The sequence below is a fragment of the Myroides phaeus genome (genome assembly GCF_009799805.1).
Lineage (GTDB): Bacteria > Bacteroidota > Bacteroidia > Flavobacteriales > Flavobacteriaceae > Flavobacterium > Flavobacterium phaeum_A.
The window spans coordinates 619,688-641,854 of the sequence record NZ_CP047050.1; the positions used below are offsets into that span (position 1 = coordinate 619,688).

18 protein-coding genes are annotated in these 22,167 nt (G+C 33.6%); 8 read left to right on the forward strand and 10 right to left on the reverse strand.

The window, feature by feature from the left end; translation table 11 throughout:
• Positions 1–13: 13 nt before the first annotated feature.
• Positions 14–1,237 (reverse strand): NAD(P)/FAD-dependent oxidoreductase, encoded by a 1,224-nt coding sequence (locus GQS07_RS02860; RefSeq protein ID WP_158209525.1) that lies wholly within the window; start codon positions 1,235–1,237, stop codon positions 14–16.
• Between the two features lie 126 nt (positions 1,238–1,363).
• Here GQS07_RS02860 and GQS07_RS02865 point away from each other — a divergent pair, with 126 nt between their 5' ends.
• On the forward strand, positions 1,364–1,912 hold the full coding sequence (locus tag GQS07_RS02865) for a hypothetical protein (RefSeq protein ID WP_158209526.1): 549 nt from the start codon (positions 1,364–1,366) through the stop codon (positions 1,910–1,912).
• Between the two features lie 26 nt (positions 1,913–1,938).
• A complete protein-coding gene (locus GQS07_RS02870) occupies positions 1,939–2,328 on the forward strand; it encodes a hypothetical protein (protein WP_233269303.1) in 390 nt (129 codons plus the stop codon).
• A 152-nt stretch (positions 2,329–2,480) separates the two neighbouring features.
• Here GQS07_RS02870 and GQS07_RS02875 read toward each other — a convergent pair whose 3' ends face one another.
• The 6 genes from GQS07_RS02875 to GQS07_RS02895 form a co-directional block, all read right to left on the reverse strand.
• Complete coding sequence (locus tag GQS07_RS02875) at positions 2,481–3,209, reverse strand: YqjF family protein (RefSeq protein WP_158209528.1); 729 nt, start codon at positions 3,207–3,209, stop codon at positions 2,481–2,483.
• A 126-nt stretch (positions 3,210–3,335) separates the two neighbouring features.
• Positions 3,336–3,467 carry a hypothetical protein gene (locus GQS07_RS13810; RefSeq protein ID WP_262885454.1) on the reverse strand — a complete coding sequence of 44 codons (132 nt, stop codon included), beginning with the start codon at positions 3,465–3,467 and terminating at the stop codon, positions 3,336–3,338.
• A 262-nt stretch (positions 3,468–3,729) separates the two neighbouring features.
• Complete coding sequence (locus GQS07_RS02880; RefSeq protein WP_158211316.1) at positions 3,730–4,611, reverse strand: IS3 family transposase; 882 nt, start codon at positions 4,609–4,611, stop codon at positions 3,730–3,732.
• A gap of 23 nt (positions 4,612–4,634) precedes the next feature.
• Entirely contained in the window at positions 4,635–5,180 is a 546-nt protein-coding gene (locus GQS07_RS02885; protein ID WP_158209529.1) for an IS630 transposase-related protein, read from the reverse strand.
• Positions 5,181–5,487: 307 nt separating this feature from the next.
• Positions 5,488–6,405: a GYDIA family GHMP kinase gene (locus GQS07_RS02890; RefSeq protein ID WP_158209530.1), complete on the reverse strand. Its 918-nt coding sequence runs from the start codon at positions 6,403–6,405 to the stop codon at positions 5,488–5,490.
• On the reverse strand, positions 6,405–7,724 hold the full coding sequence (locus tag GQS07_RS02895) for a hydroxymethylglutaryl-CoA reductase, degradative (RefSeq protein WP_158209531.1): 1,320 nt from the start codon (positions 7,722–7,724) through the stop codon (positions 6,405–6,407). The genes GQS07_RS02890 and GQS07_RS02895 overlap by 1 nt, the downstream gene beginning before the upstream one ends.
• A gap of 210 nt (positions 7,725–7,934) precedes the next feature.
• Here GQS07_RS02895 and GQS07_RS02900 point away from each other — a divergent pair, with 210 nt between their 5' ends.
• The 6 genes from GQS07_RS02900 (at position 7,935) to GQS07_RS02925 (ending at position 18,187) form a co-directional block, all read left to right on the forward strand.
• Entirely contained in the window at positions 7,935–10,100 is a 2,166-nt protein-coding gene (locus GQS07_RS02900) for a S9 family peptidase (RefSeq protein WP_158209532.1), read from the forward strand.
• 62 nt (positions 10,101–10,162) lie between these two features.
• Entirely contained in the window at positions 10,163–11,929 is a 1,767-nt protein-coding gene (locus GQS07_RS02905; RefSeq protein ID WP_158209533.1) for a peptide MFS transporter, read from the forward strand.
• 39 nt (positions 11,930–11,968) lie between these two features.
• Positions 11,969–13,495, forward strand: a complete 1,527-nt coding sequence (locus GQS07_RS02910) for a peptide MFS transporter (protein WP_158209534.1) — start codon at positions 11,969–11,971, stop codon at positions 13,493–13,495.
• Between the two features lie 196 nt (positions 13,496–13,691).
• Complete coding sequence (locus tag GQS07_RS02915) at positions 13,692–15,329, forward strand: MFS transporter (protein ID WP_158209535.1); 1,638 nt, start codon at positions 13,692–13,694, stop codon at positions 15,327–15,329.
• Positions 15,330–15,573: 244 nt separating this feature from the next.
• Positions 15,574–17,706 carry a peptide MFS transporter gene (locus GQS07_RS02920; RefSeq protein ID WP_158209536.1) on the forward strand — a complete coding sequence of 711 codons (2,133 nt, stop codon included), beginning with the start codon at positions 15,574–15,576 and terminating at the stop codon, positions 17,704–17,706.
• Between the two features lie 28 nt (positions 17,707–17,734).
• On the forward strand, positions 17,735–18,187 hold the full coding sequence (locus GQS07_RS02925) for a thioredoxin family protein (RefSeq protein WP_158209537.1): 453 nt from the start codon (positions 17,735–17,737) through the stop codon (positions 18,185–18,187).
• On the opposite strand, the gene GQS07_RS02930 is transcribed toward GQS07_RS02925, so the two are convergent.
• From GQS07_RS02930 to lpxB, 3 genes are all read right to left on the reverse strand, one after another.
• Positions 18,184–20,211, reverse strand: coding sequence for a ComEC/Rec2 family competence protein (locus tag GQS07_RS02930; RefSeq protein WP_158209538.1), 2,028 nt, complete (start codon positions 20,209–20,211; stop codon positions 18,184–18,186). The two genes, GQS07_RS02925 and GQS07_RS02930, sit on opposite strands and share 4 nt — an antisense overlap.
• Positions 20,212–20,282: 71 nt before the next feature.
• Positions 20,283–20,915, reverse strand: a complete 633-nt coding sequence (locus GQS07_RS02935; protein ID WP_158209539.1) for a C40 family peptidase — start codon at positions 20,913–20,915, stop codon at positions 20,283–20,285.
• A gap of 12 nt (positions 20,916–20,927) precedes the next feature.
• Entirely contained in the window at positions 20,928–22,052 is a 1,125-nt protein-coding gene (gene lpxB, locus GQS07_RS02940; RefSeq protein WP_158209540.1) for a lipid-A-disaccharide synthase, read from the reverse strand.
• Positions 22,053–22,167 lie beyond the last annotated feature (115 nt).

Below are 22,167 nucleotides of genomic sequence, written 5' to 3' on the forward strand. Positions count from 1 at the left end.
TTAAACTTCATACTTATTGGTTTTCTATTTTATCACAAATAGCATTTGCAGCTATAAATCCTGTTGTCCACGCATTCTGAAAGTTGAACCCTCCTGTAATAGCGTCTATGTTTACAACTTCTCCTGCAAAATACAAATCTGTATTGATTTTACTCTCCATTGTTTTAAAATTAATTTCCTTTAAATCAATTCCTCCAGCGGTTACAAATTCGTCTTTAAATGTACTCTTTCCATTAACCTGCATTTCTGCCTTAGTTAGTTCAGCAGCTAATACTTCTAATTGCTTATTAGTAACATCCGCCCACTTTACGTCGTTTGCAAATCCAGATACCTCAACAATTCTTTCCCATAAACGATTAGGCAAATCAATTTCTACCCTTTTGATTACAGTTTTCTTAGCGTGCTCTTTGCGTATTGTTTGCAATAATTCCATCACAGACTCCAAATCGTGATTTGGCAACCAATTCACATTAATCTGAAACTGATAATTTTTATCTGCTAAAATACGAGCTCCCCAAGCTGACAAACGCAAAATACCAGGACCACTCATTCCCCAATGTGTAATCAATAACGGACCACTTGCTTCTAACTTTGTTCCTTTTACCTTTACCTCAGCAGGAGTTGCTACTCCCATTAAATCTTTAATGCGTTTATCTTTGATATTAAATGTAAACAATGACGGCACAGGCTCTACAATTTTATGTCCAAGCTCATTGATTAATCCCCATATTTTTGGATTACTTCCTGTTGTCATCACTAAATGAGAGCACTCATACCCTCCATTTGTCGTATCTAACTTCCAAGAATTCTCTTTTTTAAACACACTTTGTACACTTGTTCCTGTTAAAACATCAATTTTCAATTGTTTTGCTGCCTTTAAAAAACAGTCAATAATAGTCTGTGATGAATCTGTATCAGGAAACATTCTACCGTCTTCTTCAATCTTTAAAGTTACACCGTGATCTTCAAACCAAGCTATTGTATCTCCTGCACAAAACTGGTGAAATGGTCCTAATAACTCTTTTGCTCCTCTCGGATAAAACTGTGTAAGCTCTTTAGGATCAAAGCAAGCGTGTGTTACATTACAACGTCCTCCACCTGAAATTCTAACTTTTGAAAGAACCTCTTTCCCTCTTTCTAATATTGCTATTTTAAGCCCTTTTTTTCTCTCTGCAAGATTGATTGCTGTAAAAAATCCAGCGGCTCCTCCTCCTACTAATATGACGTCGTAATTCATTTAAAAATACAGTTTTAACATTATTCGCAACTTTTACAATTTTTTTATTCTATTGTAAAAAATTATCTTTACCGCCACAAAGATACTTACTTACGATCGCATACTTATCATCGTTAAATTAAGAATATGAAAAAATTACCCTTCTTAGCATTAATCGTTTTGTTCTCAATGTGTAAATCAGGTTCGTCTGTTTTTACACCTAAAAAGGAACTTACTATTGAAGAAAAGATAGAAAAAATCAAAGAGGAAGAAAGGCTTCCTATCGAAAAAGATGTTGTTGACTTACCAGAATACGCACAAGTGAGAGATGATTTTCGCTCTGTATCTGACCAAACAAGAGACAACTATCTAAAAGGAATGAGAGCTTCTGAAGATAAATATTCTGTTATTATCCTAACAAAAGGATTCAAAGGAGAGAATATCACAGTCAAGAATGACAGCAAATCATTTTTTAGAGGAATGACAATGAGTGACCTGAAATCTGGAATCGCTAAATCTATTCGTATTGAAAACGAACAAGATGTTATTATAGCAGATAGCTTTACAGGAGGTGAGTTAACAATTGAGGCAGATCACGCTAAAATGTTTAAATTCATTTATGTAATGAAAAACAATGCGAATAAAGAAATTCCTTTTAAAGTTACTTTCAGCAACACATTAAGACCTGTTAAATAGTGGAAAAAAGGGATATGGTCCTTCGAATGATACAACAAGCGGCTCTGTTACTAAGAGCCGTTTTTAATTCACTCCCTCTTGAAGAGTTTGAATCAGAAGATGAGCTCCAAGCAATGAGCAAAAAACTTTCTGAAGAAAACCTTCTCCAATTGGATGATTTTATTGCTATGACAGATGATAAAGCTGCCATTGAGTATCTCAAAGAAACCAAAAACTTTGACCTGGATAACTTGGAATTATTAGCTGATATTCTTACTACAACAAGCAATAAAATCGTTAAGATAAATCCAGAAAAACACTTAGCCTACAAACAAAAAGCTTTCCTCTTACTTAGCTACGTATCGGAAGAATCAAAAACCTTTGACTGGAATAGAATCCAAAAGATAAATCAACTAAAAGAAGAATTGATCAAATAAATAAAAGCCTTTATATCGAATATAAAGGCTTTTTATTTTAACTATATTCTCTTTTGATAAATTATTTGTCCCTTTTCACTTCATCACTTTAGTACATTAATCTTATTATGATAAGTATCTATTTCCAACTAAAATGATACAACTCGTACTAACTACCTATTTACTATTTCCCTTCCCCAAGAAACTACTTCTATTCCTATCGAGTAATTCGGGCATATTACCTTATCCTCTGTCAAATGAATATTTCCAAAGCGATAATCCAATTCTAACACGTCAAATGAAATCTCTCTAACCTCCCATTCTTTGTGGTGAATTTCATAGCGATATAAGTCTTCGTCTAAGTCAACATATAAGCAGTAGCGCTCAGTCAACCATTTTTGTAATTCCGTTTTCTCCTGAACTATCGCTCCAACTTGAAACTCCGCTTTTAAGAAAAACTTTTTCTTCTTATTCAATGAATAGTACAATCCCTGCTCTCTCTTCATTCTTGCTTTTTCATAAGGCAATCCTGATAAAGTACGCGATACAAAAGCTGACAAGCTATTTCCTGCTTCAATATTTAAAAAATAAACACCTGGTTTTCCATCTACTTTTACATACGTTCGTACATTTAATTCTTCAAAATTAGAAACAAAACCAACTGCAGGTAAGATCCTTGGTCGAATCTTCTCCATCGTGAAAGGCACAACAGAAATATAACACTTCCCTTCAAAAGTATCAAGCTCCATAGAACTGGGTACAAGGACACGTAACTCTTCAAAAGAAACTTCAAAATGTAAAAATATTAACCTATTCCACTCTTGATAATAAACCCAGTCACCTTCTGGCATATCCCAAGGGCGATGCGATTGATGAGCTATTATCTCTTCTGTCTTACTCATAAAACTAACTTTTTACTTTAAAGATACACAAACATTAATAGCCACTTTACTTAATTATCTTCAAAACGAAATAATTCGTAACAGCAGACACGTCTATTACTATTAAAATCTTTTTGCATTGGTCTTCTAAACCTCTTCTGCTGCTTTTACGAAAACACGTTTAGTATCTTCATCTTGCTTTATAATAGGCTTACTCAAAGTTCCTTTATCAAGTTTCCCTTCCCTTTTGACAACGACAACTTCATCTCCTCTATACAAAACAGGATTATCAACTATAACCGTACAGCTATAGAAGAAATAGACAAGTTTTATGCTGTCTGTTTGTATATTTTATGTGTAATGTATGTAGGATGCTTGTATATTTTTACATAAAAAGTATACAACGGGTATACATACACTATACATACAGTATACAAGCACTCTTTAAATGAATTGTAAAAAATATGTCTCGTCCTACTATAGCTGTACAGCTATAGTTGATAATCCTGTTTTGTACTGTACAGTTATTTCAGTAATCCTATTACTGCTGTACAAGTTCTTTTTTCTCTGTTTTATTCTTGTAATAATTCTTCCATCTTTTAGGAAGCACCCCTGTTTTTAGGTGCGCTTGATTAGGAGTTAATCTATCACAACTATCGTGAGGTCTAATTTGATTATAAGCTTCTATGCTATTACCTATTTTTTCCTTAGTTTTTTGATACCCTAAACTTGAGTAGTTTAGATTAAACTCTCCTTTAATTATACCATTTACTCGCTCTGCTACTGCGTTATCTCTTGGCTCTCCACTTTGTGTAGTACTTATTGATATATCGTTATCTATTAATAACTGAGTGTAAGTAGCGCTACAGTATTGGCATCCTCTATCAGAATGATGAATAAGTTTTTCTGTATACATTCTATTTTTTAACGCCATTGTTAAGGCTTTCAAACACCCTTTTGTAGTCAAATCTAGATTAAAACTATATCCCATTATTTTATGTGAATAAGCATCTGTGATTAAACTCAGATATCCCCAAGCATTATTTAGTCGTATATATGTAATATCACTTACCCAAAATTGCTCTGGTCTAATAACCTTTACACCATTATACAAGTCCAAATATTGACCTCTCCATGCTCTAGAATCTGTTGTGTATGCTTTTCGTTTGCGCTGCCTAATCAACATTTTTTGACTATCTAATAAATCAAATAAATAATCTCTGCCTATGCTTATCTTATGTGTAGCTAAGCGTTCTTGGAGCATATACTGAAGTTTTCGAGTACCTACCTTAGGAAGGCTGGTTCTGATTTTCAATACTTCTTGTAAGATGATATCATCTTTTATTGATTGCCGCTCATATTTATTAATTGACTGATAATAAGCACTTCGTGTTTTCCCAAACAGTTTACATATTTTGTCTATTCCCTTGGTAGGATATAAGAGTTTTACTTCTTCAACTGCTTGGAACCAGACTTTTTTCTAATATCAATATCCAATTTTTTTTCTGCTACATCAATCAAAGTATTTAATGCTACTATCTTAAATTGTGCTTCAGCTAAAGCCTTTTTTAAAGCTTTTACTTCTAAAGATTCTAAATTGGTTGTTTTTTCTTCCATAAGAATTGGAATGTTAATTTCTTTACAAAGATCTTTGTTTTTGTTGTAATTAACTAATAACCAATTTGTTATTGTACTTTTACTTTCGATTCCATACGTTATACAAGCTTCTTTTATAGTCATTTTGTGTTCTGTAATACTATGAACTACTTGACGTTTTAAGCTTTCTGAATAAATTTTATTCCTGCGTGTTTGATCAAATTCTATACTTCCATATTTCTTAATCCACCGACTCACCGTTGGTTGTCTTAAATCATACTTGAGAGTAACTGAACTTTGGGTAGCGCCATTTTCTATTTCTTGAATTACTTTTTCAATAAATTTTAAGTGATAACGTTCTGTCTTTTTTTGTCTTGTTTGATTACTATTTTCCATTTTTAACTGTTTTAAAACTGTACAGTTATTTCAGGACGGGTCAATAGTGTAATGACCTTGTTTTAACATCCCTATCCCAACGTTTAACTCAATTGAAAAGAAACTACTATTAGTTCTCAATTTGTAAAAAAACAGTACGTGTCATCAAACAAAAAAGGGTGTCCTTTACGGACACCCTTTTACAATAGTTTAATCTCCCAATTTGCTCATAAAAAACTAAACTATCAAAACTTTGATAACATAGCACTATGTTATTCTTAATCGGAAGCAATATACTCTATTATGATTACAAATAGAATTTTATCTACTAAAAAGCAATCATTTTTTTATATGGTACGATAGTCGTATACCCTTTTGTTTCAAAATAGGTAGATGGGTTTTCTTTTGATGCTACTAAGACAAAATCTCCTCCCCAAGCACCAAGACTTTTAACTTCTCCATTAAAATCAGCAAACAAGCGCTGTTTCACGGTTTCTTGTTCAAGTACAGCACTCATCAATGACTCGTGTTCTTTGATCAAATCGCAAAAAGATTCAAAACTTACACACGCTTGCATTTCTTTTCCTAATTCTTCAATGCGATTCCCGATATCTCCTAAAGCGTTTTTCTTTTTGCGGTAATTGGCAATTGCTTCTTTACTACTCTTCTTTTGATTTAAGTAAACAAAATACAAGTGTTCTGTAAAGTTTGGCGAAAAAGTAACCGCTGTAATTTCTGGCGAGTTGCCTTGTCTTCTATAAAAAATTGGTTTGTCATATTGTGCACACGCTATGTCATAGCCACTACCTCCAAACGATTCTTCTAACAATTGAAAACCGTTAATTCCAAACCATTGTGCAACATTGTTAATCCACGTTGATGATGTTCCCAATCCCCAAATACGAGGAAAAGTTAATTCACAAGTAACATCAAAGCCTTGTGCCTTATTTAACAACACCTCATTTTGTTTATGTGCTGCGCTTAAAACATCTATCAATACGCCTCGAAATGTGGAAGTATCCGGTTTATTAGCATTAATTATTTCGTTAATAGTAACTTCCTCTTGCATCCACATTGATCCATCTGCATCAAAATTAGTCCAACGAATTAGTCCTGTTGATGTTTCTGTTACTTCCATAGATTGTCCAAAACGAGTAGGCACAGCGAATGCACGTACACCATCTAAAACCAAGTACTCTCCTGTTAGAAGTAATTTTCCGTTACTATAAAACTTTTGTGTCTGCATTATTTTCTAAGGCTTTCTAATAATTCAACTACTGCGCTATGTGAAACAACATTCTTTTCAAAATGTGCTACTACTTTTACACGCTCAGCATCTGTTGCTTTAAATTGATTTAAGATATTCATCAAGTGCATTTTCATATGTCCTTGTTGAATTCCCGTAGTTGTAAGCGATTTAACAGCTGCAAAGTTCTGTGCTATTCCGGCAACTGCAATTACTTGCATTAACTCAGTAGCTGAAGGTTTTTGCAACATTTGTAAAGCAACTTTCACCATTGGGTGTAATGAAGTCAATCCTCCTACTGTTCCCAAAGCTAATGGTAAATCAATCCAAAATTTAAAAATACCATTCTCTAAGGAAGCGTGTGATAAACTACTATATTGTCCGCTGCGAGCTGCATAGGCGTGAACTCCTGCTTCAATAGCGCGGAAATCATTACCCGTAGCAACAACAACTGCATCTACACCATTCATCACTCCTTTATTATGCGTTACTGCTCTAAAAGGCTCTACTTCTGCAATGCGAACAGCTTGTACAAACTTCTCTGCAAATAAAATAGGGTCTTTAATATCCGCCGATTTCAAATCTTCAACCGGACAACTAACCTCAGCGCGAACAACACAATTAGGAACGTAGTTAGATAAAATACTCATCACTACATCTATTTGCTTTTCCTCTTCTGTAAAAGTTGTATTAGCAATTGCTTTTGCTTTTAAAGTAGAAGCTATTTGCTCTAAACACGAGTTGATAAAATTAGCCCCCATACTATCTTTCGTTTCAAAAGTAACGTGTAGTTGATAGTAATTCGGAATATCAGAAGTCTTATCTCTTAATTCGATTTTTTGAATTCCTCCTCCACGCTTTTGCATATTCTGAGTAATTGAAAAAGTATCGTCTAAAAATGCTTGTTGTGTATTTGCAATAAATGCTTCCAGTTTTTGTTTATCTCCTTTGTAGATAAAGTGTACTTGACCTATTTTTTCTGTACCTAAAATAGTCGTTTTAAACCCACCTCTTTCAGACCAAAACTTTGCAGCTTTAGATGCAGCGGCAACAACCGAGCTCTCCTCAATTACCATAGGAATTGTGTACCACTTGTCATTGATAAGAAAGTTAGGAGCTACACCAAATGGTAAATAAAAATTCGTAATTGTATTCTCGATAAACTCATCGTGAAGTTTTTGTAACTCCTCGTCTGAATTCCAATATTGCTCGATTAATTCAACTACATCTTCAGGGTTTGAAAAATACGTCTGAGCTATCCAATTGATTTTGTCACGTTTACTTAACTTAGAAAAACCATTAATATTACCTGCCTTCATAATTTTTATTTAAGCGACAAAGATAACTCATTCTTACAAGGTTAAAAAAACTAAAAAATCAACAAACACTCATTTTTGTTTAATTTATTATGACTTTCTTTGGCAAAATTGCGTCAATAGATTTAAGCTTTTATTGCCTATTCCGAAAAATAAATTGGTGTAAATCATATTTTTTCATTAAAATTGGAAGTTTTTTCGATTAAATATATAATGAAACACCTTAAGATTACCCTACTATTTTGCATTATTGCATCACAATTTGGGTTTGCTCAAAAACAAATTGAACAGGAAGAAATTTGGAACGGTTCTTTCAAAACAAAAGTAATGCAATCCGTCAACGCCATGGAAAACTCCAACCAATACTCACGTATTGAGCACGTTAATAAAGATATGCAAGAAATTAACCTATACAGTTTCCAAACACTACAAAAGGTTAAGACAATCTTCTCTACAAGTGATTTTAAAGACATAACTTCTATTGATACTTATGTGTTTGACCATAAAGAGGAACAATTGTTAATCGGAACGAATTCTACGCCAATCTATCGCCGTTCGGCTTTGGCTGATTATTATTTGTTTAATCCTACAAAAAATACACTTGTCAAAATTGCAGACCACAAAATCTTAGAACCTACTTTTTCTAACGATGGGTCTAAAATTGCTTATGCATACAAAAACAACTTGTTTATTTACGACATCACTTCTCAAAAAACACAGCAAATAACAAATGACGGAGAAAAAAATCACGTTATTAATGGTATTTCTGATTGGGTTTATGAAGAAGAGTTCAGCATTGTTCGTATGTTCGACTGGAATAAAGATGGTGATAAATTAGCTTATGTTAAGTTTGACGAAACTGACGTTCCTGAATATTCAATGGATGTTTACGGAACAGGTTTATACCCTACGCAAGATAAATTCAAATATCCTAAGGCAGGTGAAAACAACTCTTTAGTTTCTATTCACATCTACGATTTAAAACAAAATTCTACAGCACAAGTTGATTTGTCTGAATTCAACGATTTCTATATTCCGAGAATTAAGTGGACAAACGACAACAATCTTTTAAGTGCTCAGGTTATCAACAGACACCAAAATGATTTAAAATTATTCTTTATCGATGGTAAAACATTGACTAAAAAACTAATCTTAAACGAAACGGATAAAGCTTATGTTGATGTAGCTACGGTTAACTTTTTACAAGACAATAGTTTTGTTTGGTTAAGCGAACGCGATGGTTTCAATCACTTATACTACTATAACAAAGACGGGAAGTTAATTAACCAAGTAACTAAAGGTAACTGGGAAGTAACGGATTATTACGGAATTGATACAAAAGCGAAAAAGCTATTTTATCAGTCTGTAGAACGAGGATCTATCTACCGCGATATATACGCAATTGATTTAAACGGAAAAAACAAAACGAGATTAACTGACAATTTAGGAACTAATACAGCTGTGTTTAGTCCTCAATTTGACTTGTTTATCAATATCTACTCTTCAAGTAAAAATGCTCCTACATACACTTTAAATAATTCTAAGAATGGTAAAGTGGTAAAAGAGATTTTAAACAATAAAGAGTTAGAACAAAAACTAACAGCTTACCAACTACCGACAAAAGAGTTTATTCAAATTCCTACAGTAAACGGTTTACAACTAAACGCTTGGATGATGAAACCAGCTGATTTTGACGCTAATAAACAATACCCTGTTTTTATGTATCAATACAGCGGACCAGGTTCACAACAAGTAGCTGACAAATGGTTTGACTCTAATGATTACTGGCACGCAATGCTTACTCAAAAAGGATACATTGTAGTAACAGTTGACGGTAGAGGAACTGGATTTAGAGGAGCGGAGTTTAAGAAAACAACCCAACTTCAATTAGGTAAATACGAGGTAGAAGACCAAATTATTGCTGCTAAATACTTAGGCGCACAAAGTTATGTTGACGCAAGTAGAATTGGTATTTGGGGATGGAGTTATGGAGGCTTTATGTCGTCTAATTCATTGCTTAAAGGAAATGACGTTTTCAAAATGGCAATTGCTGTTGCCCCAGTTATCAACTGGAGATATTACGATAGTATCTACACAGAAAGATATATGACAACACCGCAAGAAAACCCTACAGGGTATGATGATAACTCTCCTTTTACTCACGCTGACAAGCTTAAAGGGCGTTACTTATTAATCCACGGTACGGCAGATGACAACGTTCACGTACAAAATGCTATGGCAATGATTGAAACTTTAGTTCAAAAGAACAAAGATTTTGATTGGCTTATCTATCCAGATAGAAACCACGGTATTTACGGCGGAAACACAAGATTACAATTGTACACTAAAATGACAAACTTCATTTTAAACAATTTATAATACCTACACCAAACAACAGTATACAATCACGTACTAACTTAAAACAAACTAATAAAATTACAATGGCAGCAGAAACAGCTACTAATTCAGACCTCTTTAAATCAAAGGTGCTCGGACACCCTGCAGGTCTTTTCGTTCTATTCTTTACTGAAATGTGGGAACGATTCTCTTTCTACGGAATGAGAGTATTGTTAATTCAATTCTTGACTGCAAAAGTCTTATTTGATGATCCTTTCTCAGGCTGGGGATGGTCCGCAGAACAAGCTGGTGCTTTATATGGTACTTACGCAATGTTGCTTTATTTAACTCCTATTCTTGGTGGAGTTATCGCTGATAAATATATCGGATCGCGTTGGGCGGTTATTGTTGGTGCTATTATCATGACAATAGGACACGCTGCAATGGGATTTGACTCTAAAGCGATGTTCTTTATGGGACTTGCTTGTTTAGTTATTGGTACTGGTTTCTTTAAACCTAATATGCCTTCTATGCTTGGTGAGATGTACAAATATCTTCCAGAGAAAAAAGATGCTGCATATACAATCTTCTATATGGGAGTAAACTCAGGAGCTTTCTTTGGTATGATGCTTTGTGGATATATTGCTGAAACACAAGGATGGCATTTTGGATTTACTTTAGCTGGAATCTTTATGTTCTTAGGAACTGTACAATTCTGGTTAGCGAAACCTTTATTTGGTAATGTAGGAGAACTTAAAAAAGTTGATACAGCAGTACAAAAAACACAAGAAGAGGTTAAAGAAGAAGAGGAAACAAGAAATCCTTATACTTCTATCGACTATGTGTTAATTGCATTTGTTTCTATCATCGGTTTATTGTACGCATTCAATGACCCTTTATCTAAAAATGGGGTTTATGATATGTTCAAATTCTTAGATACTGACGCATTAAGAGGTCAAAACATTATGGCTATTGTTGCTTTAATCGCTTTCTTATACTTAGTAATCTCAAGAATTTTACGTTATGGAAAGATTATTAGAGACAGAATGTTTGCTGTAATTCTATTAGCTTTCTTCTTAATGTTCTTCTTTATGAGTTTTGAACAAGGAGCTACTTCACTTGTATTGGTAGCGAGAGACTACGTAGATAGATCTTTAGAGGGAACATCATTATTGATTTTTAATATCGTAAATACTTGTTTGACAATTATTCCTTTAATCATTATTACTGGAGTATTAATTATGTTAGCTAAAGCTACTTGGAAAAAAATTGCTTTATCTAACTTAATGTTATTCATCTGTTTTGCGGCAATTTGGGCAGCAGCTATCTGGATGTTATCAAATGAATTTTCAAAAGAATCATCAGAAATTACAGTTTCTTGGTTCTCAATCTTAAATTCTTTCTTTATCATTTCTTTTGCTTCATCTGTGTCAAAACTATGGGATTCTAAATACAACCCACCTGCTGCATTTAAGTACGGAATTGGACTTATTTTAGTAGCTATCGGTTTCTTAATTCTTGGTCTTGGATCAATGGGAAGTTCTGAAGGCGTAAAAATGTCGATGATATTCCTAATATTAACATACTTATTCCATACCTTAGGTGAATTATTTATTTCGCCAGTAGGTCTGTCTTATGTATCTAAACTTGTACCAGGAAAAATGCTTGCATTTATGTTTGGTATGTGGTACTTGGCACTTGCAATTGCACAGAAATTCGCTGCTATTTTAGGAGGTCAAATTGAAGTTATCAAAAATGACTACTCATTAAGTCACTTCTTCTTCCTATTCACATTAATTCCTGCAGCAGCCGGAATACTGGTAATGTTAATAAACCCAATATTGAAAAAATTTATGCACGGTATCCGTTAGGTATCGTGCATTATACGATAATAAAAATTTTTAATTAAAATGAGTCAGACACAGACATTAGAAGAGATTCAGAGTTTCTCGGGTAAATACCCGAAACAAATCTGGAGTTTATTCTTCTCAGAAATGTGGGAACGTTTCAGTTTCTACGGAATGAGAGGGATGTTGGTATTCTTTATGATTGACCAACTTAACTTTGCGGAAGCACAAGCTAACTTACAATACGGAGCTACTCAAGCTTTCGTTTATGCATTCACTTTCTTAGGAGGTATTTTTGCAGATAAAATTTTAGGTTTCCGAAAATCTCTATTCTGGGGTGGCTCCATGATGATCGTGGGAAGTTTAATCTTAGCATACGAACCTCATACTTACTTTTTTGAAGGGATTGCTTTTACAGTAATTGGTACTGGTTTCTTTAAACCAAATATCTCTACTATGGTAGGATACTTATACAAAAAAGGAGATAGTCGTACGGATGCTGGTTTCTCTTTATTCTATGCTGGTATTAACTTAGGTGCCTTAATTGGAGGTTACTTATGTATTGCTATTGGTAAAGGACACATCTTCGCTGAAACGATTGATCAAGCACACCGTTGGAATGTTGCTTTTGGTCTTGCTGCTTTTGTAATGCTTGTGAGTTTAATCAACTTTACATTTACAAAAAGACACTTAGGTCCAATTGGTATTCAACCAACTGAAGTTGCTGCTGATGGTACTGAAAAAAGAATGGCTCTTTGGAAAGAGATCCTTACGTATGTAGGTACTTTTGCAATGATTCCTTTGATCGTATTAATGATTGACAATACAGCTTATACTGATTATTTCATGATGACTGTTGGTCCGTTAGCTTTAATTTACTTGTTCTACGAAATGTCTAAATTGAACTCGTCTGAACGTAAGAAAATTATTGCTGCATTAATCTTTATCTTGTTCTCTATTCTATTCTTTGGTATCTACGAACAAGCTGGAGGATCATTGAGTATTTTCGCTGCGAAAAACTTGAACTCAGACCTTTTAGGTATGCACTTAGATCCTAATGGAGTGAACAACTCTGGAGGGGCTTTCTTTATCATCTTCATTGCTCCTGTATTAGGGTTACTTTGGATTTGGTTAGCTAAAAAAGGTATTGAGCCAAACACAATTATTAAATTTGGTTTAGGGTTTGTACTTTTAGGTGCTGGATATTACGCATTATTTGCTACAAGATTATTCGCTGACTTACAAGGGATGACTTCGTTAGACTTCTTCACATTTGCCCTATTAATAATCACATTAGGAGAGTTGTGTTTGTCACCTATTGGTCTTTCAATTATGACAAAATTAGCAACGCCTAATTTACAAGGAATGATGATGGGACTTTGGTTCTTAGCAAGTGCATACGGACAGTATGTTGCTGGTATTATCGGTGCTGGTATGTCAACTACTGATACAGCAAATGCAACAAACTACGACGCCTTGATTTCTTATACTGATGGGTACAAAGATTTAGGTCTTTATGCTGTAGTAGCTGGTATTGTGTTAATGGCACTTTCTCCAGTAATTAAAAAGTTAATGCAAGATGTAAGATAATTTCATCTTCTTATTATAATATAAAGCGCCTTAGGATTCTAAGGCGCTTTTTTTTGCTTTAAACTTAAACAAGGGATTCTTGCAGTTAAACAACAGTATATTTACACTGTTTCTGCAAATATTTTTCTGTTATTCATTGCTAAATAAAATTTACAGCTTAACTTAACCTCCTTAAATATATAAATAACCAATTACCATGTCGCAGAACAATAAAACTTTTGGACAAACGATAAAATCGTTCAATAAAAACTTTTGGATAGCCAGTTTTATGGAGCTTATGGAACGGTGGGCGTGGTATGGTATCTACACGCTGTTAGGACTATACTTAGTAGGCTCAACGGACACTGGAGGTCTGGGCTTTGATCACATACAGAAAGGGAGTATCATGGGAGGTATTGTAGGGATTTTATACTTCTTACCGCTTTTCTTTGGTGTTATTGCTGACCGTATTGGTTATAAACTATCCTTGATTATCGCGTTTATCATAATGATTACCGGATATTATTTGTTGGGAGAAGTAACTGCTTACAACAATGTATACGCGGTATTCTTGTTAGTAGCTATTGGAGCTGCTTTCTTTAAACCTGTTGCTTCTGCTATAATCGCACGTAATACAGATGAATCGACAGGAACTCTTGGTTTCGGTATTTTCTATATGATGGTGAATATTGGTGGGTTTATCGGACCTGCTATGTCGTCAGGATTACGTACAACTTATGGATGGAAAATCATTTTCATACAAGCAGCAATTGTTATTGGTATCAACCTGTTAATCTTATTGTTGTTTTACAAAGAACCAAAAGTAGAAAAGCCAAAAGACTCGATTGGAAAAGCAATCAAAGATTCTGTATTAGGAATTTTTGAAGCCTTGAAAGATGTTCGTTTAGGAATTTTGTTGTTATTAATGATCGGATTCTGGACAATGTTTAATCAGCTGTTCAACACCTTGCCTAACTTTATTGAAGATTGGGTAAACTCTTCTGTCTTGAGTAATTGGATTAATGAAAACGTATCGTTTTTAGGTCCTTTACTAACACAAGATGGACAAGTAAAACCAGAGTGGTTTACCAATATTGACTCTTTGATGATTATCTTATGTCAAGTATCTATCTCGTACTTCGTAACCAAAATGCGTCATATCAATGCTGTAATTAGAGGTGCTGTAATTGCAAGTATTGGGGTTGGATTAACTTTCTATACACATAACCCAATATTTACTATTATTGGAACAATGATTTTCTCTATTGGAGAAATGATGTCAAGTCCAACAGTTTCATCTTTTATCGCATTAATTACTCCTAAAGGAAAAGAAGGGCTTTATCAAGGTACATACTTCTTACCTGTAGCAGCGAGTTACTTTGTTACGAAATACATCTCTGGAGACTTATACCAAGCGTGGTCAGACAAATTATCATTGTTAAAAACAGAAATGTCTACACGAGATATAGCGATGCCTGAAGTAGTAAGTCACGAACAGTTCATTGAACAAGGTTCTAAGACCTTAAATATGTCTTTGTCTGCTTTTGAGAAACAATTTAATCTAAAAGCAGATTCTGTTGACTGGGCAGTTGTTAAGCAATCATTTGTTGACTTCGCTACATCAAAAAATATAGATATTAGCCAAGTTCACTTCCCTTTCTCTAAGAATGAGTATTTTACTTTAGCAGAGCAAAAGTTAGGAATGTCTCATTGGGAAATGGTAGATATGCTTTGGAGCACATATAATCCTAATAAGATATGGTACGTAGTATGTGGTATCGGAATCTTTTCTGTTATTACTTTAGTGATTTATGACCGTTTAGTTATTCGTCCTTTAGAGAATAAAAAAGCATAATTGATATTAAATTATAAATTACAAAAAAGCACTATGGAGAAAACCATAGTGCTTTTTTTATCGTGTATTCTAAAGTTAATTCACGGTTTAGATTATTACTAATAATCAACCAAAGAGATAAAACATTCTACAGATATATAGTATTTTTTTTCAAAGGGAATTATTTATGACTTTATTTTATTACTTTTAACGCTTATGTAAACACAACATTAATAAACTGACAACACCAAACTTTATAAATATAATGAAAACTGACACTACGGCGCAGCCGAATTTCTTTGACACAAAGGTCCTGGGACACCCGGCGGGGTTATTTGTTCTGTTCTTTACTGAAATGTGGGAACGCTTCTCTTTTTACGGAATGCGTGTTCTTTTAATTCAGTTCTTAACAATGTCTGTAATTGGACTAAACCCAGGCTGGGAGATGACTACTGCTAACGCAGGGGCAATTTTTGCAACTTATGCTATGCTACTTTACATTACACCAATCTTCGGTGGTATCATAGCTGATAAATATATCGGTTACCGATGGGCTGTTGTAGTAGGTTCCTTAATTATGACGTTGGGACACGCTGCGATGACTTTTGAAACCGAATTCTTTATGTACTTAGGACTTGTTTGTCTTGTTGTAGGTACTGGTTTCTTTAAACCTAATATGACTTCTATCTTATCTGAAATGTACAAGGCTTTCCCTGAAAAGAAAGATGGTGCTTATACTATTTTCTATATGGGTGTAAACACTGGTGCTTTCTTTGGAATGATGCTTTGTGGTTACATTGGTGAGCGTATTGGATGGCACTATGGTTTTGGTTTAGCTGGTATTTTTATGCTTTTAGGTACGTTACAATTCTGGTTAGCAAAGCCAATCTTTGGAAATATTGGTGACGTTCCTAACAAGAGTATTGAGATTAAACCTGAGGATATTGTAAATGCTCAAACATTAACTCAAGAAGAAAAAGATTCTTTAAAACCTAATCCTTTTACGAAAGTTGACTATATCTTAATCGTTATTTCTACTATCGTTGGATTCTTATATGCTTTTGATGATCCGTTTAGAATCATCGGAAATATGCAGTTATTCCCAACTACTCTTTTTGGAATGGATGGTAAAACTGTTGTTATTGTAGGTGGTCTTCTTATTTTCTTATACTTAGTTATTTCTCGTATTATGAGATATACGAAGATTGTAAGAGATAGAATGATTGCGGTAATCATTTTTGCTTTCTTCACTATTTTCTTCTGGATGTCTTTTGAACAAGGAGCTACTTCTTTAGTGATTTTTGCAAGAGATAATACGCAAAGAATTTTGTCTGGAAACAAGGCTTTATTGTTTAATATATTCAACTTATTGTTGACTGTTATTCCTTTACTTATTGTTTCTTGGGTACTTATTTTATTGGCAAAAAGAACATATAAAAAGGCATTGGTTTCTAATATCGTTTTAGCTATTACGTTTATTGGAGTTTGGGGAGCTGCTATCTGGATGTTAAACAGAGACTGGTCTTCTCACGCGTATGAGGTTCGTTATAGTGCTATTGAAAAACCAGTATTAGATGAAACTGGCGCTCAAAAGAAAGACAACAACAATAATTTAATGTTTACTTACGTTCCTGTATCAGAATCAGCTCCTGCTAAAGATGGAGATGTAGTGGTGGAACAAACAACTATTATTTCTGAATTGGTTAGTTTAGAAAAAGGTTCTAAACTAAAAATATACGAAGAACTTGGTAAATACAATATCCTTGATGCTAAAGCTGAAGAAAAGTTAAAAGGAGAATTACAAGCATACAATCAAATTACAGACATTGAAAGTCAAAAAGAAATTCACGTTGTACACGCTGAAGTAAAAGAAATTAAAGATAATCAAGTGGAGATTACTGCTTCTTGGTTCTCAATCTTAAACTCTTTCTTCATCATTGCTTTTGCTTCTGTTGTTTCTAAACTATGGGATTCTAAATACAATCCTCCTGCTGCTATTAAATACGGTTTAGGTCTTATTATTATGGCTATCGGATTTGGAGTATTAGCTTATGGAGCACACGGTATCACAGAAGGAACAAGAGTTTCTATGATGTGGTTAGTATTTGGTTACTTATTCCATACACTCGGAGAGTTGTTCTCTTCTCCAGTGGGACTTTCTTATGTTTCTAAATTAGTGCCTGCAAGAATGATTGCACTTATGTTTGGAATGTGGTATCTTGCAATCGCTATTGGTAACAACTTAGCTGCAAAACTTGGAGGACAAATTGAAGTAATTACAGAGAAGTATTCATTGTCTACTTTCTTCTTAATCTTCACTATTGTACCAATTATTGCAGGTATTTTAGTTATTGCGCTTAATCCGCTGATGAAGAAATTAATGCACGGAGTAAAATAATTTATAAAATCTAATTACAACTTTATACATGAAAAAACTGTTTTTCTTATTCACTATCGCTTTATTGAGCTTTTCTATGAATGCTCAAGAAATTAAATGGATGACTTTTAATGAAGCAGTAGCTGCGCAAAAAAAAGAGGCTAAACCTATCTTTATGGACGCATTCACTGATTGGTGTGGTCCTTGTAAAATGTTAGATAAAAACACTTTTACAGATAGTAAGGTGATTGAACATATCAACAAGAATTATTATGCTGTTAAGTTTGATTCTGAAGGTAATGAAGAAATCAGCTATAAAGGGAAAAAATATACTAACCCTGGATACAATAGCAATAGAAAAGGTAGAAATGCTACACACGACTTTACTATGTTTTTGAGAATCCCAGGATATCCTTCTATGGTTATCTTCGATGCTAAAGGTGAAGTTTCTAATGTAATCGTTGGATATAAAACTCCTCAACAATTGTTAGAACAGCTTTAATCGCTTTTAAATAATTTAGACCAATATCCCTTTTCTGATATATCGTGAAAAGGGATATTGTTTTTTATACAAGTTTCAATGCACTTCTCTTTAAACCACAATGGCATTGAATTATGTAACACTACTTCTTTAGGTTGATGATAACTCAATACACGTGCTATATTGACTTTAGGATGCTTTGTAAGCAATATAACGTCCGCTTGAAACCCAATGTCGTAAATCGTAAGTGAGTCGCTTAAAACTAATAAAAACTGCTCCCCTATAGGCATAAGCGGTTTTAATTCTATACTCTGCATAGTCATATTACTTATTGTATTATTCAGAGCAGTCAATTCTGTTGAGTAACTACCATTTCCTTGAGGCTCGCTTTCACCATTCAACAAGTGACTCCCCTTTTTATACCACAAACTAATTTGTTCTCTATTTTGTGAATATGGAATAATAAGTTCACTTCTTTTATCTTCTGAATACCTTGTTAGATATGGCACAACTTGTAACGTAAAAAACAATACAAAGCTACTCAATACCCACACACGCGATTTTCGATAATAAAATAATAACAAGCAGGTAAGCAAGGTTAACAAAACAAATACTTGTGTTTTACTAAACTGTACATTCTTAATAACCATTTCATCAAACTGAGCTAAAAGGGAAACACTCTTGTACATCATATCTGTCAATAAATTAAATACAATCCCTATCAACTGATTTAAAAACGGTATAAAAAGCGTCATAAAATAAAGAACGCCTAAAACAATCAAAACCGTTACAAAAGGAATCACGATTAAGTTTCCAATTAAAAAAAGCAAAGAAAACTGCTTAAAATAATAGAGTTGTATTGCCATTAAACCTACTTGAACACTTAATGACACATACACAATGCCTTGTATGTATTTTACTATGCGATTAGTACTATACCAATTTGCAAACAAAGGCAAGATATAAACGATGCTTACTACAGCTAAATAACTCAATTGAAAACCAATATCAGTAACCCAATTAGGATAAAAGAACAAACTAAAAAACAACGCAAGACCTACGTTGTGCTCTAACGATTGTTCTCTGCGAATTATACGAGCCACTGAAAAAATAGTAAACATAAACACCGCTCTAAATACAGAAGGAGAAAAACCGGATAAAAAGACGAAAAGCCATAATAACAAAACTACGACCACTTGTTTACTAATAGGTTTAAGAAAACCGAAAGCCGTTAATAACATCAGATAGATTAGACCAACGTGTAATCCGGAAATAGCTAAGATATGCATTACACCAAGTTCTTTAAACTGGGCTAAAACAACTTTATCAATATCACTCCGCTTTCCTAATATTAAGGCATTCAACAAACCTTTAGCATTGTTACTTAAAACATCACTATTCTTTACTTGTTCTGTTAAATAAAACCTCCAGCGCAATATCTCATACTTCAAACCATTCGCTCGGGCAACACGTACAAACTCACTCCCATATAGTTGAAAGTATATACCTTGCTGTTTAGAATAGCTTTGATAATCAAATTGACCAATATTTCTTGGAGCTTCAATAGTACGAATAAAAGTATAGGTTGAAATAATATCTCCTGGAATAAAAGAAGTCTCCTGTTCTTTTAAAGTCAAATACGCTTTTGTATGAACAACAGAATCGTTTATTCGCAGTAATTGGACAATATAACGCTTTCCTGAACTTGAAGACACTTCCTCTTCTATTCTCACATCTGCTTTTACAGATTGTTTTACAAAACCTGCTACAAATTCATTCGTATTTACTTTGTTAAAAACAAACTCTTGTCCTTTCTTAATACTGACTCCTAATGAAATAAAAAGCAGTCCAATTGCAATAACATCACTTATAAAAGAAAATTTAGTAGGATAAAACGTAAACTTATTCTTGTAGCTTAACGCTATAAAAAAAATAGCACCTCCCATACACAGGAGTGCTATTACAAATGGTATATAGTCATAAAGGAATATTCCGATAATTAGGAATAAGGTATAAAACAAAAAAGAGAATTTTAATGTCTTCATTTATAAATGAATGCATCAAAATTCTCTCCAAAGAATAAAATTCTTTACTATATTTTTGAAAAAGTTTCTTTTTATTGTACTACTCTATTGATTTGAGCAAAAGTTCTTTGGTAATAATTCTCTTTCGTTGAAGATACAATTACACCTCTACTTGTTGAAGAATGAATAAATTTGATTTCATCATCAAATACTTCAGTTACTATTCCAACATGACTAATTCTGTTTCCTCGTGTTTTGAAGAATATTAAATCTCCTTTCTGAGCATCTCTCTGTTTCACACGTTCACCAACTTGAGCCATTTCACTTGAACTACGAGGTAAGCTAATTTCAGTATCTCCAAAAGCAGTTTGAACTAAACCTGAACAATCCATCCCTTTACGAGACATCCCTCCAAATCTATATCTAACACCTTCATAATCAAAAGCAGTATTGATTACTTGACTTGTCAAATTATCGAATTCTAATTTGTTGTTATCCATTTCTTTCATGAAATCGTCTAACAAGGCATCTAATTCATTTTGAACTTGATCGTCTACTTTTTTACTTTCGTTTATAACTGCTGTTTTTTTCTTTTTAATAGGTGAAGTTTCTTCCACCTTCAAATTAAGTACACTATTGTTCTTTACATTAGTGTTCTTTCCTTCTACTTTATTAAAACTAATAAACGTTACAAAACTGAATAGTATAACCGTAAACTTTCTCATACTCAAAATATTTTAGCTGCTTTTTCTCATAAAATTCTTAATCATTTCTTCTGCTGCATAATCACTCGCTCCTCCGCCCCCTAAAGTACAAATTAATTTGTCATATTTCAATAAAATTTCTTCGCGTTTTTTACCATTTATTATTTTACTGAATTCTGACTCGATTCTTTTTGCATTACAATCGCTCTGAATTAGCTCTACAACTACATCATCATCCATAATTAAATTAACTAATGAAATGTATTTTAACTTGATAATTCGCTTCGCAATTTCATAAGAAATCTGGTTCCCTTTGTACAATACAACTTGAGGAACTCTAAACAAGGCTGTTTCCAACGTTGCTGTACCTGACGTAACTAATGCTGCGTGTGCTATATTCAACAACGCATAAGTTTCGTTGAATACAAACGATATATTTTTATCTTGTATAAACTGCTCATAAAAAGACGCTTCTTGTCCTGGTGCACCAGCTATCACAAATTGATACTGTGGATAGTGATGTATTACAGACAACATCTCATTTAGCAATCTACTAATTTCTTGTTTTCTACTTCCTGGCAATAGTGCTATAACAGGTCGGTCATCTAAATTGTGCTTAGCGCGAAAGTCAACGTGCTCTTCTGCTCTATATGCTTCAATTGCATCAATTAAAGGATGGCCAACAAACGTTACAGGAAACTGATGTTTCTTCTCATAAAAGTCCTTCTCAAATGGAAGAATTACATACATAAAATCAACATCGCGTTTAATCGCTTTAATACGATTCTCTTTCCATGCCCAAATCTGTGGAGAAATATAATAGTGTGTTGATATACCTTTTTTCTTTGCCCATTCAGCTATACGCATATTAAATCCAGGGTAGTCAATAAAAATCAACATATCTGGATTAAAGGCTTCAATGTCATTTTTACAAAAAGATATATTTCGAAGAATTGTACGAAGGTTTTGTAAAACCTCAACAAAGCCCATAAAAGCTAAGTCTTTATAATGTTTCACCAACTTCCCTCCTACGTTTTGCATCAATTCACCTCCCCAAAAACGTATATCTGCCTCTGGATCTTTTTTATAAATCGACTTCATTAAATTAGATCCGTGCAAATCTCCTGATGCTTCTCCTGCTATGATATAATACTTCATCTACAACAAATATGTTACCACTGTTAAAATAATTACGGCTAAAATACAACCTCTCGCTAAAAAATCTAACTTGCGATTAATAAAAAATGTGAACAATAACAGATTTAGTAAACTA

What these genes read in the sequence shown, in the direction of transcription:
- GQS07_RS02890 (WP_158209530.1), bottom strand. Translation starts at nt 6,405, where the DNA reads ATGCAGACACAAAAGTTTTATAGTAACGGAAAATTACTTCTAACAGGA.
- GQS07_RS02895 (WP_158209531.1), bottom strand. Translation starts at nt 7,724, where the DNA reads ATGAAGGCAGGTAATATTAATGGTTTTTCTAAGTTAAGTAAACGTGAC.
- GQS07_RS02885 (WP_158209529.1), bottom strand. Translation starts at nt 5,180, where the DNA reads ATGGAAAATAGTAATCAAACAAGACAAAAAAAGACAGAACGTTATCAC.
- GQS07_RS02915 (WP_158209535.1), top strand. Translation starts at nt 13,692, where the DNA reads ATGTCGCAGAACAATAAAACTTTTGGACAAACGATAAAATCGTTCAAT.
- GQS07_RS02860 (WP_158209525.1), bottom strand. Translation starts at nt 1,237, where the DNA reads ATGAATTACGACGTCATATTAGTAGGAGGAGGAGCCGCTGGATTTTTT.
- GQS07_RS02875 (WP_158209528.1), bottom strand. Translation starts at nt 3,209, where the DNA reads ATGAGTAAGACAGAAGAGATAATAGCTCATCAATCGCATCGCCCTTGG.
- GQS07_RS02920 (WP_158209536.1), top strand. Translation starts at nt 15,574, where the DNA reads ATGAAAACTGACACTACGGCGCAGCCGAATTTCTTTGACACAAAGGTC.
- GQS07_RS02910 (WP_158209534.1), top strand. Translation starts at nt 11,969, where the DNA reads ATGAGTCAGACACAGACATTAGAAGAGATTCAGAGTTTCTCGGGTAAA.
- GQS07_RS02935 (WP_158209539.1), bottom strand. Translation starts at nt 20,915, where the DNA reads ATGAGAAAGTTTACGGTTATACTATTCAGTTTTGTAACGTTTATTAGT.
- GQS07_RS02925 (WP_158209537.1), top strand. Translation starts at nt 17,735, where the DNA reads ATGAAAAAACTGTTTTTCTTATTCACTATCGCTTTATTGAGCTTTTCT.
- GQS07_RS02905 (WP_158209533.1), top strand. Translation starts at nt 10,163, where the DNA reads ATGGCAGCAGAAACAGCTACTAATTCAGACCTCTTTAAATCAAAGGTG.
- GQS07_RS02900 (WP_158209532.1), top strand. Translation starts at nt 7,935, where the DNA reads ATGAAACACCTTAAGATTACCCTACTATTTTGCATTATTGCATCACAA.
- GQS07_RS02865 (WP_158209526.1), top strand. Translation starts at nt 1,364, where the DNA reads ATGAAAAAATTACCCTTCTTAGCATTAATCGTTTTGTTCTCAATGTGT.
- GQS07_RS02930 (WP_158209538.1), bottom strand. Translation starts at nt 20,211, where the DNA reads ATGAAGACATTAAAATTCTCTTTTTTGTTTTATACCTTATTCCTAATT.
- GQS07_RS02870 (WP_233269303.1), top strand. Translation starts at nt 1,939, where the DNA reads ATGATACAACAAGCGGCTCTGTTACTAAGAGCCGTTTTTAATTCACTC.
- lpxB (WP_158209540.1), bottom strand. Translation starts at nt 22,052, where the DNA reads ATGAAGTATTATATCATAGCAGGAGAAGCATCAGGAGATTTGCACGGA.